The 15,333-nt window shown below is 37.7% G+C and carries 9 protein-coding genes; all 9 read left to right on the top strand.

Features of this window, described 5'->3' with window-relative positions:
* Window positions 1-14 precede the first annotated feature (14 nt).
* The gene (locus I7X29_RS13460; protein WP_034555380.1) at window positions 15-1,631 is read left to right on the top strand and encodes an OmpP1/FadL family transporter; all 1,617 of its coding nucleotides are present in this window, start codon (window positions 15-17) and stop codon (window positions 1,629-1,631) included.
* Window positions 1,632-1,737: 106 nt separating this feature from the next.
* Complete coding sequence (locus I7X29_RS13455; protein ID WP_198475375.1) at window positions 1,738-2,949, top strand: RsmB/NOP family class I SAM-dependent RNA methyltransferase; 1,212 nt, start codon at window positions 1,738-1,740, stop codon at window positions 2,947-2,949.
* Window positions 2,950-3,387: 438 nt separating this feature from the next.
* Complete coding sequence (locus I7X29_RS13450) at window positions 3,388-5,394, top strand: protein-disulfide reductase DsbD family protein (RefSeq protein ID WP_198475373.1); 2,007 nt, start codon at window positions 3,388-3,390, stop codon at window positions 5,392-5,394.
* A 9-nt stretch (window positions 5,395-5,403) separates the two neighbouring features.
* A complete protein-coding gene (locus I7X29_RS13445; protein WP_009412804.1) occupies window positions 5,404-7,044 on the top strand; it encodes a S41 family peptidase in 1,641 nt (546 codons plus the stop codon).
* Window positions 7,045-7,061: 17 nt separating this feature from the next.
* Window positions 7,062-8,540 carry a proline--tRNA ligase gene (gene proS / locus I7X29_RS13440; RefSeq protein WP_198475371.1) on the top strand — a complete coding sequence of 493 codons (1,479 nt, stop codon included), beginning with the start codon at window positions 7,062-7,064 and terminating at the stop codon, window positions 8,538-8,540.
* A gap of 153 nt (window positions 8,541-8,693) precedes the next feature.
* On the top strand, window positions 8,694-9,308 hold the full coding sequence (locus tag I7X29_RS13435; protein ID WP_198475369.1) for an outer membrane beta-barrel protein: 615 nt from the start codon (window positions 8,694-8,696) through the stop codon (window positions 9,306-9,308).
* Window positions 9,309-9,443: 135 nt separating this feature from the next.
* A complete protein-coding gene (locus tag I7X29_RS13430) occupies window positions 9,444-10,436 on the top strand; it encodes an OmpA family protein (RefSeq protein WP_198475367.1) in 993 nt (330 codons plus the stop codon).
* A 127-nt stretch (window positions 10,437-10,563) separates the two neighbouring features.
* Window positions 10,564-14,952 carry a gliding motility-associated C-terminal domain-containing protein gene (locus tag I7X29_RS13425; protein ID WP_198475365.1) on the top strand — a complete coding sequence of 1,463 codons (4,389 nt, stop codon included), beginning with the start codon at window positions 10,564-10,566 and terminating at the stop codon, window positions 14,950-14,952.
* Window positions 14,953-15,066: 114 nt separating this feature from the next.
* On the top strand, window positions 15,067-15,333 hold a 267-nt coding region (locus I7X29_RS13420; protein WP_198475363.1), incomplete at its 3' end, for a type IX secretion system membrane protein PorP/SprF.

The raw sequence follows: 15,333 nt of genomic DNA, 5'->3' as shown, positions 1-15,333 counted from the left end.
ATACTATTAAACAAATGAAAAGAATTAATTACATATTATTTTTAGGAGCTTCTTTGTTAGTAGCTAATGTAAAAGCACAAGAATATACCGATATCTTTCGTTATGGAACAGAAGATCTTACAGGAACAGCTCGTTTTAAAGCTATGAGTGGTGCTTTTGGAGCATTAGGAGGTGATTTTTCAGCTATTAATGTCAATCCTGCTGGGAGTGCTATTTTTAGTGGATCAGAAATTTCATTTTCTTTAACTAATAATAATCACAAGAGAAATATTACTTTTCTTGATAGAAGTAGTAAACAAACAAAAAATGATTTTAATCTAAATCATTTTGGAATAGTGCTTGTACTACCTAATGTTTCAGAAACTTGGAAAAAAATAAGCTTCGGATTTAATTATCTACAAACAAAAGTGTTAGATAATGATAAATTCTCTTATTCAGCCTATAATCGTCGAGGAATAGATAACTACTTTTTTGATTATGCTACAAATGGCAACAACGGAAATCCTTTTCCTTTAGGCACTTTTTCTGGTGGTCCCGACCGCGTTACAGCAAATAATCAAAGAGATATAGGAGAATTCTTCGCTACATTAGGTAAACGACAAGGTTATGCAGCTCAAATGGCTTATTTAGGAATTTTAAGTCAGGTGATATCTCCTAACTCTGGAGCTGCTACTGAAACTGCCTATCACGCAAATGGCGATGCTTTAGAACGATTACAGCTCTATGAAGTAGAGCGTTCTGGTTATGCCAATAAGTATAATTTCAACTTTGCCTCACAGTTGGGTGATTTTATTAACTTAGGGTTAAACTTGAATTTTCACAATATCAATGAAAAAGCTTTTTATAGTTTAAGAGATAATGATTTTCAAGCAGCTAATCCATTTTTGCGCTATGCAAATCATCAACAATATATCAATACAAAAGGAGAGGGGTTTTCATTACAATTAGGAACAATTATAAAAGCTACTGAAAATTTGCGTTTAGGAGTTAGTTACCAATCACCTACATGGTATACAATGAAAGAAGAATCTCACCAAGAATTGAAAGCAACAGTACTCAATACAAATACTGGGAAGGAAATGGATACCGATATAGACCTTATAAATCGCTATGGTGATGAAATTTGGTACGAACGAGAATATAAATTCCGCACCCCCAGCGCTTGGACGGGAAGTATTGCTTATACTATAATGAAAAGAGCTATCCTGAGTGTAGATTATACTTATAAAGCTTATGAAAACCTGAAATACACAAGTAATAATATGAAAGGCTATAACACAGCTTTCAATAATGATTTAGGTGACACTTCTACTTTGCGCATAGGAGGAGAGTTCCGTATTCCTTTCCAACTGCTCAAAGATAATCCAGCAACTACTAACTATGTAAGCCTTCGGGCAGGTTATCGTTACGAGCAAAGTCCATATCGCAAAGCTATAGCTACTGTAGGTGACCTTACAGGTTATTCGTTTGGAGCAGGAGTTACTTTAGGTGGTATTCGTTTAGATGCCTCTTATGATATTGCTAAACAAACTAACCTATACCAAATGTACGATCGTGTACTTACTGATAATGCTCAAATCAAATCTACTTATGGTAACTTCTTGTTTACCTTTACTGCTCAGCTCTTTTAATTAAATAAATTAGAATTACTTTTGTATCATATTGTAGGGGCGAATTGCAATTCGCCCTTCAAAAAAGAGACGGTAATAAAAAAATTGCCGTCTCATTTTTAGTATAATGAAATTACACAGAAACTTAGTTGATGCCGTGATAGAGGGGCTTACCTTTATCTTCAATGAAGGGCAATATGCCGATAAAGTAGTTGAAAAACAACTCAAAAAAGATAAACGTTGGGGCGCTCGTGATAGAGCTTTCATCGCCGAAACTATTTATGACATCGTGCGTTGGAAACGTCTTTATGCCGAAATAGCAGAAGTACACGAACCCTTTACAGTACATAACCTGCGCCGTATGTTTGCCGTGTGGGCAACCCTAAAAAGTATTACTTTGCCCGATTGGGGAAATTACTTTGAGGATACCCCTGCCCGTCGTATCAAAGGCAAGTTTGATGAGCTTTCTAAGGTCAGAAAACTCCGCGAATCAGTCCCCGATTGGTTAGATTCCTTGGGAGTACAAGAGTTAGGAGAAAACTTGTGGAATAACGAACTCCACGCTCTCAATAGTTTAGCACCTGTAGTGTTGCGTGTCAATATCCTTAAAACTTCTTTGGAACGCTTGCAACAGTTTTTACAACAAGAAGGAGTGGCTACTTATCCCTTGCGTGACTATCCTAATGCGTTGCAATTAGTAGAACGCGGCAATATCTTTAAAACTCAAGCCTTTGCCGATGGTCTCTTTGAAGTGCAAGATGCTTCCTCTCAAAAAGTTGCTCCTTTTATGATGATAGATAGCAACGTGAAGCGTGTAATCGATACTTGTGCTGGGGCAGGAGGCAAAACGCTCCATATAGCTAACCTATTGCAAAACAAAGGTCAGGTGATTGCAATGGATATCTATGAGCAGAAGTTACAAGAACTCAAACGCCGAGCGCGCCGTAATGGAGCTTTCAACATAGAAACCAAACTGATAGACCCTAAACAGCTCAAACGCTTGCAAAGCACTGCCGACCGTGTGCTTATCGATGCCCCTTGTAGTGGTTTGGGAGTATTGCGCCGCAACCCCGATGCCAAATGGAAATTGCGCCCTGAGTTTTTAGATGAGATACGCGCTACCCAACAAGAAATCTTACAACAGTATAGTAAATTACTTAAGAAAGGAGGAAAACTCGTCTATGCAACTTGTTCTATATTGCCGAGTGAAAACCACCAACAAGTAGAAAAATTCTTAGCTTCAGAAGCCGGAAAAGATTTTCGTTTAGAGGCTGAAGAAGTGATATTTGCACATCAATCAGGTTACGATGGCTTCTATATGGCGAGACTTGCTTTTTAGGTATGTTGTAGGGGCTAATAGCAATTAGCCCTACTATTATAAACCTTTTGTGTTGCTACACTTTGCCAAAGTTTTAATTGCTCGTCGTGTTACGACCTTTGGCAAAGTTGATAACCTTGATAATCAATTACTTTTAAAGTATCACAATATATTCACAAAATAATTCACCGTAAGGTGAAAATTCGTGAGATAATATAAAGCGAAGAGTTTTATACAGTCCCAAATTCGTGTAAATTCGTGAAATTCGTGGGAGATTAAAAATATTTTGCTGATTGTTAAGTGATTAATTATATTGAACTCACGTTAATTACTTTTGTAAATTAGGATTGTTAGCAATTACTAAGTAAGTAACTTAGAGGCTTTAAGACTTTATAAAAGCTTGTTATTGCCTATATCATTATTTTGTTGTAATTTTGCACCCTTAAATAAAACGACCAAATGAAAAAACTCATTACATTACTGCTTATTGCTTTTGCAACTATAGCAAATGCTCAAATACACAACCCTGTAAAATGGAAAACAGCGGTTGAAAAAATCAACGATAACGAATATTATTTGGTAGCAACAGCTTCCATTGAGGCAGGTTGGAAACTCTACGGACAAAACATCCCACCTAACGGACCGGTACCTACCTCCTTTAAATACACCCAAACACCTACTTTTGAGTTAGTAGGAAAAACAGAAGAGTCTAAACCCATAGTAAAACACGATAAGGTGTTCGATATGGAAATTGCTTATTTCTATAAACAAGCAGTTTTCAAACAACGCATCAAACTGTTGGGCGAACTTACTTCTATCAAAGCTGAAGTTGAGTTTATGAGTTGTAACGATAGCAACTGTCTCCCTCCTGATACTGTGGATTTAGAATTTTTCCTTTCAGGAACAGCTACTGCTAACCAAGGGGCAACTCCTCAGTTTACTTTTGGTAATAATACCGATGCAAATAATACAGTTCCTGCAACTACTGTAAGCCAAACAACACCAAAAGCTCCTGCAACTACCCCTATCTCACATCAAGGTCTTTGGACGATATTCCTTTTATCGTTTTTAGCTGGTTTTGCAGCCTTGCTCACTCCTTGTGTTTTCCCTATGATACCGATGACGGTGAGCTTTTTTACCAAACAGAGCAAAACAAAAGCTAAAGGCATTAAAAATGCTGTAATCTATGGAATCTCTATCATTGTGATTTATGTGTTATTAGGTTCGGTAGTAACTGCTATCTTTGGGGCAGATGTGCTAAACGCATTTTCAAGTAGCTTTTTATTTAACCTTATATTCTTCCTTATTTTAGTAGTTTTTTCTATCTCATTTTTAGGAGCTTTTGAAATCACCTTACCCAGCTCGTGGAGTACTAAGATTGATGCCCAAGCCGACCGCAGTGGTTTTGTAGGTATCTTCTTTATGGCGTTGGCCTTAGCCATTGTATCTTTCTCGTGCACAGGGCCTATAGTAGGTTCTTTATTAGTACAAGCAGCCTCGCAAGGGGGTATCGCCCCTATTATGGGAATGTTTGGTTTTTCATTAGCTATAGCCTTGCCTTTTGCACTATTTGCGGCTTTCCCAGGGTGGTTGCAATCACTCCCCAAATCAGGTGGTTGGATGAACACTGTGAAAGTAGTATTGGGATTTTTGGAATTGGCATTGGCATTTAAATTCTTATCGAATGCTGACTTAGTGGTACAATACCACTGGATAGAACGCGAAGTATTTATCGCTATTTGGATAGCAATATTTGGTGCCCTTTCGTTATACTTATTTGGCAAAATACGTTTGCCACACGATGATGCTTCTGACCGCATATCAGTAGGGAGACTCATTTTGGGGCTACTGACTTTAAGTTTCACTATCTATATGATACCAGGATTATGGGGTGCCCCTCTGAACCTTATCAACGCTTTTCCTCCCCCACAACACTACAGCGAATCGCCATATGGAGTAGGTAAAGGAGCCGTTGGGGTAGAAGAAGGCGCGCTACCTGAAGGAGCTCACTTATTCAAACCTCACAATATTGTTACTTTTGATGATTATGAAAAAGGATTGGCTTATGCCAAACAAGTGAATAAACCTGTAATGTTAGATTTTACAGGCTGGTCTTGTGTGAACTGCCGTAAAATGGAACAAAACGTATGGCCTAATCCTCAAGTACTCGATGCCCTTAGAAATGAAGTGGTATTGATTTCATTATATGTAGACGACAAACGAGAACTCCCTGAGAGCGAGGTGAAACCATCGCAAATCAGAGAGGGCAAGATGATTAAAACTATTGGGCAAAAATGGAGTGAATTTCAAACTCTCAAGTATAAAGCTAACACTCAACCTTTTTATGTGTTGATGAATCACCAAGGAGAGAACTTGGTAGCCCCTATTGGTTATACCCTCGATACCGACGACCCCGATGAGTTTTACAAATGGCTCAAACAGGGGATTAAAGCCTTTGGCAAATAATATCATTCAATGAAAAACAAACTCTACATACTCCCAATTCTTATAGGTTTAAGTTTGGCATTGGGGCTTATATTAGGTCGTCAGTTAGCGAACTTCTATATTCCCAAACCGCCTCCTCCCGTGCCTATGCCTATCACCGATATAGATACGGTACCCGAAAATCCTTATAAGGTAAAGCTCGGTAAACTTATAGATTATATTGAGGAAGATTATGTGGATAAGGTAAATACCGATAGCATCGTCGATCTTACGATTAATAGCATTTTGCGCAAGTTAGACCCTCATTCTACCTATATCTCTAAAAACGATATTCAAGAGGTAGCCGAAACAATGAGTGGTAAATTTGTCGGTGTAGGCATTAGCTTTTATATGTATAATGATACAATTGCTGTAATCAAACCTGTTGAAGGGAGCGATGCAATGCACAAAGGTATCCGCTTTGGCGACCGTATCTTGATGGCTGGACGTGATACGCTGTTTAAAAAACATTTAAACACCGATAAAATCAAAAATATCCTCAAAGGTGAAATGGAATCTAAAGTCGATTTGACAATCTACCGCAAAAGCAGTGATAGTATTTTCAAATTGTCTATAGAGCGTAAGTTTATCCCTATTAGGAGTATAGATTGCTTCTACAAGGTGAATGATACACTGGGCTATATTCGTATGAATCGCTTTGCCGAAACCACTACCGATGAATTTACATCTGCTTTGAAAGCCTTAGAAAAAGAAGGTATTAACAGTTTGATTTTAGACTTGCGAAACAATTCAGGTGGGTTCCTCAATGTAGGTATACAAATTGCCGATGAGTTTCTGCATAAGAACAAGATGATTGTATTTACTAAAAACAATCGCAAAGAAATTGAAGAAACTTATGCTACTGATGGTGGTCTTTTTGAAAATAAACCTCTATTCGTCTTAGTAAACGAGAATAGTGCGTCTGCCAGTGAGATTGTAGCGGGAGCTTTGCAAGATAACGATAGGGGAGTGATTGTAGGGCGTCGAACTTTTGGTAAAGGATTGGTACAAAGCGAAATGCCCTTACCCGATGGTTCAGCAGTACGTCTCACCACTGCCCGTTACTACACCCCTACAGGGCGTTCTATCCAAAAACCTTATAACTTGCGCCACCAGCGCCGAAGTTTTGAAATAGATGAAGCTTCTATCCCTGATTCATTGAAGTTTATCACCCCTAAAGGGAAAGTGGTATATGGAGGTGGTGGAATTTACCCCGATGTGTATGTCCCTATAGATATGAAACCCGAAACTTATATGGTGAACGAGGTACTCAATTCGGGGCTTACTAATTTCTTTCTGTTTGAGTATTTAGATAAACACCCATCACAAAACAGACGACCCTCTAAAGCGTATTTCATCACCGATTATAAAATATCAAAAGAAATGCTAAAAGCCTTTGCCGCTTTCTTGAAAAATAGGCGTATCCAAATAGATTTTAACAGAAATATAGCCGATATTTCCAAATATCTCAAAGCGAGTTTAGCCGAAATTTGGTTCAACGATAATGTAGCGGGGCTCATTCGCAATCAAAATGATTTTTACATAGAAAAATGTTTGTATTACTACAAAACAAAGCATACTAACGTTACTCCTCACAAATCAAAAACAAGAAGAAGAACTGCTAATCTATAAAAGAGTTTAAAAAATATATGAGCAAGAATTTAACATCACGTAGTGAAGACTATTCTAAATGGTATAACGAATTGGTTGTAAAAGCCGATTTAGCCGAAAGTTCAGGCGTGCGTGGCTGTATGGTAATCAAACCTTATGGCTATGCTATTTGGGAAAAAATGCAAGCAGAACTCGACCGTATGTTCAAAGAAACGGGGCATACCAATGCCTATTTTCCGCTATTTGTTCCCAAAAGTTATTTTGAAGCTGAAGAAGAAAATGCTGAAGGGTTTGCTAAAGAATGTGCGGTAGTAACCCACTATCGTCTCAAAACCGACCCTAATGAAAAAGGTAAATTGATAGTAGACCCCGAAGCTAAATTAGAAGAAGAACTAATTGTACGCCCTACTTCCGAGGCAATTATCTGGAGTACTTATAAAAACTGGATTCAGTCTTACCGTGATTTGCCAATACTCATCAACCAATGGGCAAATGTAGTGCGCTGGGAGATGCGCACCCGCTTGTTTTTGCGCACCGCTGAGTTTCTATGGCAGGAGGGACACACCGCTCACGCTACCAAAGCCGAAGCTCTTGAAGAAGCTGAAAAAATGATGAACGTCTATGCTACTTTCGTAGAGAACTTTATGGCAGTGCCTGTGATAAAAGGACTAAAAACTGAAAGTGAGCGTTTTGCAGGTGCTGATGAAACATTTTGTATAGAGGCAATGATGCAAGATGGTAAAGCCTTGCAAGCAGGAACCTCACACTTCTTAGGTCAGAATTTTGCTAAAGCCTTTGAAGTGAAATACGCTACCAAAGAGGGTAAACAAGAATATGTATGGGCGACCTCTTGGGGTGTTTCCACCCGCCTAATGGGGGCTTTGATTATGACCCATAGTGATGACAACGGATTGGTTTTACCTCCTAAATTAGCTCCTATACAAGTAGTGATTGTACCTATCTATAAAGGTGAAGAACAATTAGAGAAAGTGCGCACTCACATACAACCTTTAGTCGAAGAACTTAAAAAACGCGGTATTAGTGTAAAATTCGATGATCGCGATACTCAGTCTCCTGGATTTAAATTCCACGAGTACGAACTTAAAGGAGTGCCTCTACGTTTAGCCGTAGGGCAACGCGATATAGAAAATAATACTTTTGAAGTAGCTCGTCGCGATACCCTTACCAAAGAAACCGTAACAGGTGATCAAATTGTAGCACATATCCAGCAACTATTAGAGGATATACAAGCTAATATCTATAGCAAAGCATTAGAGTATCGTAACACCCATATTACTGAAGTAAATAGCTATGACGAATTTAAAGAGTTACTCGAAACCAAAGGCGGTTTCCTTTCAGCTCACTGGGATGGTACTCCTGAAACGGAAGAACGTATCAAAGAGGAAACAAAAGCAACTATACGTTGTATTCCATTGGATACCAAAGAAGAAGCCGGAGTATGTATTTATTCGGGTAAACCTTCTGCTAAACGTGTACTATTTGCCAAAGCCTATTAAAAAATGTAAAAAAAAATAATTACTGTATAATTATAAAATGTTGTATTTCAAACATTTTATAAAAATGGTATAAAATTTTTTACATTTTATTTGGTAGATATAAAAATAAGATTTATCTTTGCGTTATAAATTTTAACTAAAAACATTTATACGATGAAAAAAATCATTTTATCATTAGTGGCCGTATTTGCTTTTGGCATTGCTTCAGCTCAGGACGGCGATTTTGGCTTTAAAAAAGGTAATCTTTTTTTAGACGGTAACTTTAAGATTCATTCTACCTCTGTAGGATCAACAAAAAGTAATACACTTACATTTACTCCACAGGCAGGATTCTTCCTAACTGATAAGTTTGCTTTGGGTGCAGGACTGATCATTACAAGTGAAAAACAAAAAAGTAATGGAAGCCAAGTAAGTAAGAACACCTCTTTTGGTTTTGATGTTTTTGGACGTTACTACTTCCTTGAATTAGGAAAACGTTTCAAAGTGTATGGTGAAGGTGGTGCATCTTTAAATTTCCCTAGAAGACAAGGAGCAAGTGGTACTGAAAAAGACAAATACACACAATTTGGTATTGGAGTAGGAGCAGGTGTTAATTATTTCGTAACTCCTAAACTTGCTATCAACTTTGTTTTAGCTGATGTGGTATCATTCAAATCTCTTAAGCCTGAAAATAGTGAAGCTGCTAATGAATTTAATGTAAACATCAATGAGTTTAACAACTTCTTTGGAAGCCACGCAGCATTTGGTTTAACTTACATACTTTTCTAAAAGTATAGGCTTACCTTAATGAATTTTTCAAAAAACACCTCTAAATTAATACTTTTAGAGGTGTTTTTTACTTTTATAGATACAACTTTCATTTATTTTTTGTATATTTGTAGTCGGAAAGAAAGATATAATAATATGAAAGCAAAACTATTATGGCTGTTATTGGTCAATCTTACTTTGGCTACAGCTCAAGTTCAAGTGATTCCCGCTCAACTATATCAAAAAGTAGTAGAGCGTGGTTATGAAACACAAGAAGTAGTTACGCGTTTAGCGAACTACTACTACAGTACTCATAACGAGGCGCAAGCACTTAAATACTACCAAAAATTGATGAGAGGGATAGGCTACCAATTAGAACCTATAGAGCATTATCGCTATGCTGTATTGTTGCAAAAAACTAATAAAAATAGCGAAGCTAAAAAGCAAATGAATATCTTTGATGATAAAATGCAATTGCTTTTTACTAAACACCCCAATACAACCCCAAATGATTTAATGGGATTAGTTACTGATGCCGAGAAAGGAACTGTAGTAGAGGGGGCACAAATCCTTTTAATAAATGCTGATGGCGAAACTCTCACCGATACTACCGATATAAATGGATTTTTCGTCTTTTCTGTTAATAAAATATATCCTAACTTCCAAGAAGCCTATATCGAAATACAAAAACCTAACTACGAACTGATGAGTCAGCCTATTGTTTTAACTACAGCTCAACAAAAAGTATATACCTTGTTCCCTAATGTTTTTGAGGTGAACAAAGGTGATAATCTCGCAAATATATTCAATATTGATAATATTCACTTCGATTTTGGTCATACTAATATCCGTAAAGATGCCGCTGTACAATTGGCTAAAATAGTCGCTTTTTTAGAAGAAAACCCGTCCTTAAATATCATTGTAAAAGTACATACTGATAGTAGAGGAAACGATAAATACAACAGAGAACTCACTGAAACACAAGCCAAATCTATTGAACTATGGCTTATCAAACAAGGGATTGCTTCCCATCGTATCACCGCCAAAGGTTATGGGGCTACCCAGTTGGTAAATGGTTGTGAAAAAGGGGTACCTTGTACCGAAGAAGAACATCAGGCTAATAAACGTGTAGAGTTTATCGTTGATTAAAAAATACTTGTTAAATATTGATAAAAAATATTTAATGTTTTTTGTTGTTTTGTTAATGAAAAATTCCTATATTTGCACCGTATTTATTAAATGATACGAGAAAATGTGTAGGAAAATGCAAATATTTATGAACACTCTACTGCTTTTCTTTTTAATAAGCACTGTTCATAGCCAGAATATTATCAATAAACTCACTGTTAATACATCTATTCATATTGCTATGTCAAAGTTTGCCACTCCTTTAGTGGTTGAAGTAAAAATACCTAAAGGAGAGACCTCAGTGGGCTTAAAAGTTTCTTTTCCCGAAGGGATAAGCTATTCAAAAATAGAAATACCTCAACAAGAAAAAACTTCTGTCAAGATAGAAAAAACAACAACTTCTACAGCTAATCAACCTATTTTTATAATTACAGCTGCCCCCGAAAGTGTTGTGAAAATTTTAATTCATAGAAATTTTAATAAACAAGTAAAAGCCAATGTAAATTATAGTGATGTAGTAGAAGCTATACTTGGAGGTAAAACAGTAGAAAAACAAACCTCAGAATTTTACCAGCTCAAATTCCCAAAATTAACCACAGCAATGGATCCTATAGAGGTAGGCTCCAAAGGAGAAAATAGAAGAGGATTGACTGTGAAAAATTTAGGTGAGGGTTATATAAAGGAGTTTTACCTATCTATACAATATCCCGATAACATAAAAAACAAAGCTCTTTATTACAAAAAAGGACTTAACTACCACCTGCTCACTCCTGAAACAGCAGTCCCCAAAGAATTTGCTAAAAAAGGATTCTATTTGTACAAAATAAATGTAAAACTATTGAAAAAAGAAGAGGATGCTGAACTCTCTCTTGCTCAAGAATATGAGATTGACAATTGTTTTTCACCAACCCCTATACAATATCAAGTTTATTGGGGAAGTGATTTCTCAACTGAAGGTTTCTTTCAAGTTAGTGAAATAACTAAAAAGATAGTTTCTAACTATACAGTATTAAACAAATTGTCTTACCAAAAAGGAAAAATAACTGGAAAAATAACTGATGAAGTACTATATAAAGGCAAGGCTACAATAAGTACAAAAGATAAAACATTCCAAACGGGTGAAAAATCGTATTTAAAAGTGCAATTACCTAAAGGTATTACTCCTATATTTTCATTAGGAGGCGTGAAAAAAGTATTTCAGTTACCAGAAGGGTTGGTAGAACATACTTTTTTGTTACCACAAGGAAAGAAGAAAAACGATTCTTTTGATTATACCTTAAAGTTGCAAACCAATGAAAAACTATCATTTGTACCTACCTCAAAGATGGTGTATTACACCACAGAAGAAAGTGGTAATGGAGCTTGCGAGGCTGCACTCCTCTATACCTCAATCAAAAAAGAAGTAACCATTCCTATAGACGACCTCTTATTGCACCCTATACAACTAACTGTCGTCAACGATACTTTTACTCACACCACAACGACTCACACCACTGTCTTAGGTAATATCCTCACCAACGATAGCTACAACACTCAATCGATAACCACAGCGAGTGTTACTATTAGCACCACTACTGCATCGGCAAATGAGCCATACATTGCTACTCCTACGGGTGAAGTTGTTTTACCCGCAAACACTTCTGCAGGTATTTACACGTTAACCTACAGTCTTTGTGCCAAAGTAGCTCCTTATAATTGCAGTGGGTTGGCTACTGTTACAGTAGTAGTAAATCCTTCCCCTATACAACTAACTGTCGCCGACGATACTTTTACTCACACCACAACGACTCACAGCACCGTCTTAGGTAATATCCTCACCAACGATAGTTACAACACTCAATCGATAACCACAGCGAGTGTTACTATTAGCACCACTACTGCATCCGCAAATGCGCCTTACATCGCTACTCCTACAGGTGAAGTTGTCCTACCCGCAAACACTTCTGCAGGTATTTACACGCTAACCTACAGTCTTTGTGCCAAAACAGCCCCTTATAATTGTAGTGAGGTTGCTACTGTTACGGTAGTAGTAAATCCTTCCCCTATACAACTAACTGTTGTCAACGATACTTTCACTCACACCACAACGACTCACAGCACCGTCTTAGGTAATATCCTCACCAACGATAGTTACAACACTCAATCGATAACCACAGCGAGTGTTACTATTAGCACCACTACTGCATCCGCAAATGCGCCTTACATCGCTACTCCTACAGGTGAAGTTGTCCTACCCGCAAACACTTCTGCAGGTATTTACACGCTAACCTACAGTCTTTGTGCCAAAACAGCCCCTTATAATTGTAGTGAGGTTGCTACTGTTACGGTAGTAGTAAATCCTTCCCCTATACAACTAACTGTTGTCAACGATACTTTCACTCACACCACAACGACTCACAGCACCGTCTTAGGTAATATCCTCACCAACGATAGTTACAACACTCAATCGATAACCACAGCGAGTGTTACTATTAGCACCACCACTGCATCGACAAATGTCCCTTACATAGCGACAGCTACGGGTGAAGTATTTTTACCTGCTCACACTCCTGCAGGTATTTATACGCTAACTTACAGTCTTTGTGCTAAAGTAGCTCCTTATAATTGCAGTGGGTTGGCTACTGTTACAGTAGTAGTAAATCCTTCCCCTATACAACTAACTGTTGTCAACGATACTTTTACTCACACCACAACGACTCACACCACTGTCTTAGGTAATATTCTCACCAACGATAGTTACAACACTCAATCAATAACCACAGCGAGTGTTACTATTAGCACCACTACTGCATCAGCGAATGCACCATACATTGCTACTTCTACGGGTGAAGTTGTCCTACCGGCAAACACTTCTGCAGGTATTTATATGCTAACCTACAGTCTTTGTGCCAAAGAGGCTCCTTATAATTGCAGCGGGTTGGCTACTGTTACAGTAGTAGTAAATCCTTCCCCTATACAATTAACTGTCGCCAACGATACTTTTACTCACACCACAACGACTCACAGCACTGTCTTAGGTAATATCCTCACCAACGATAGTTACAACACTCAATCGATAACCACAGTGAGTGTTACTATTAGCACCACCACTGCATCGGCAAATGCACCATACATTGCTACTTCTACGGGTGAAGTTGTCCTACCGGCAAACACTTCTGCAGGTATTTATACGCTAACCTACAGTCTTTGTGCCAAAGTAGCTCCTTATAATTGCAGCGGGTTGGCTACTGTTACAGTAATTGTTAGCAAACCTCTCGTGATTGCCCGTGATGATACGTATACTGTTACAGTTGGAACGACTACCATTACCGAAAGTATATACCACAACGATAGTATAGGTGAGCAAACGGCTAACACTTCTTTGGTTAATTTTCAAGCGATTGGAGGTAACAAAGACCGTAATAACTTCTATATTCTGTCGGTTAATTTAGCGGGGAATATCCTTATTCCTCAAGGTACCCCTACGGGTACTTATACTTTACAATATCGCATTTGTGATATGAACGACATACATAATTGTGCTACGGCTACCATTACAGTGGTGATAACTGAAATCCCGATCCTTCCTGTTGTAGCTCGCGATGATACATATACTGTTACTATAGGAACGACTACCATTACCGAAAGTATATACCACAACGATAGTATAGGCGATCAAATGGTTGATGCTTCTTTGGTTAATTTCCAAGCCATTGGCGGTAGCAAAGACAGTAATAATTTTTATATTTTGTCAGTTAATTTAGCAGGAAATGTACTTATTCCTCAAGCTACGCCCATTGGTACATATACTTTGGAATATCGCATTTGCGATGTACATCATCGTTCTAATTGTGATAGTGCTACGGTGAGGGTGTCCGTAATTCCTCCCTCCGCACCGCCTCCTACCTTGGTGGTAACACCCGATACATTCACTTATACGGGGAATACAATCGTTGGGAATATATTGGATAACGATACGATCAACGATAACCCTATCGAACTACCCGACGACGATATCAATATCGAAGCTGAAGAACCTACCGATAAAGAACCTTACATAGATACAGCTACAGGTGATGTACTTGTGCCTACTCATACACCTGCAGGTACTTATACACTTAATTATGAGTTGTGTATAGAAAATCTCACCATTTGCGACGCTACAACAGTTGAAGTAATTGTGCCTGATGTGCTTACTCCTACTACTCCTACACCTCCTATACCTCCTCAATCTCAAGATGATAACCCTGCCACTTCACTAACTCCTTATAATGGTATCTCTCTCAATGGGGATAACAAAAATGATTATTTCCATATAGAAGGCATTGAAAAATACCCTGAGAATATAGTCCGAATTTATAATAAAAACGGACTTAAAGTATTTGAAGTAACGGGCTATGATAATAAAAACCAATCGTTTAAAGGTTTTACACAAGGGGAAGTGACAGTTAAAAAATCTTTAGAATTACCCATAGGTACTTATTTTTACTTTATAGAATATACCGATGAAAACCATCAAAAACAAAGAAAAATAGGTTGGTTATATTTGAAAAAATAAACACTAAGTGAAAATATTTTTCACGAGAAGCTGTGTTATTGCGAAAAAATATGTACCTTTGCCCGACTTTACTCCAAATTTAACAAGATAAATAAGTATAGAAAGTTTAATAAAATGATTAAAAAAGCAGTTTTTTCAGCACTAACAATGTTATTCTGTACCGAGATTTTTGCCCAACAAGAATCTCAATATACTCAGTATATGTATAATACGATGCTCTTTAACCCTGCTTATACAGGGTCGCGTGAAGTGGGGAGTCTCTTTGGAATGTTTCGTACTCAATGGGTAGGTATCAGTGGAGCACCTACCAATGGAAGTATCAGTTATCACCAACCAATGGAACGCTTGCGCAATATAGGCTTGGGCGGGAGTATCTTCCGC

Origin of the sequence: Capnocytophaga periodontitidis, assembly GCF_016126015.1 — a bacterium.
Classification (GTDB): Bacteria; Bacteroidota; Bacteroidia; order Flavobacteriales; family Flavobacteriaceae; genus Capnocytophaga; species Capnocytophaga periodontitidis.
The sequence above is the reverse complement of the archived record's forward strand: the minus strand, read 5'-3'. Positions and strand labels throughout refer to the sequence as shown.

Coding starts and splice junctions, on each gene's coding strand:
- I7X29_RS13460 (WP_034555380.1), top strand. CDS start 15: ATGAAAAGAATTAATTACATATTATTTTTAGGAGCTTCTTTGTTAGTA.
- I7X29_RS13435 (WP_198475369.1), top strand. CDS start 8,694: ATGAAAAAAATCATTTTATCATTAGTGGCCGTATTTGCTTTTGGCATT.
- I7X29_RS13425 (WP_198475365.1), top strand. CDS start 10,564: ATGAACACTCTACTGCTTTTCTTTTTAATAAGCACTGTTCATAGCCAG.
- I7X29_RS13450 (WP_198475373.1), top strand. CDS start 3,388: ATGAAAAAACTCATTACATTACTGCTTATTGCTTTTGCAACTATAGCA.
- I7X29_RS13430 (WP_198475367.1), top strand. CDS start 9,444: ATGAAAGCAAAACTATTATGGCTGTTATTGGTCAATCTTACTTTGGCT.
- I7X29_RS13455 (WP_198475375.1), top strand. CDS start 1,738: ATGAAATTACACAGAAACTTAGTTGATGCCGTGATAGAGGGGCTTACC.
- proS (WP_198475371.1), top strand. CDS start 7,062: ATGAGCAAGAATTTAACATCACGTAGTGAAGACTATTCTAAATGGTAT.
- I7X29_RS13445 (WP_009412804.1), top strand. CDS start 5,404: ATGAAAAACAAACTCTACATACTCCCAATTCTTATAGGTTTAAGTTTG.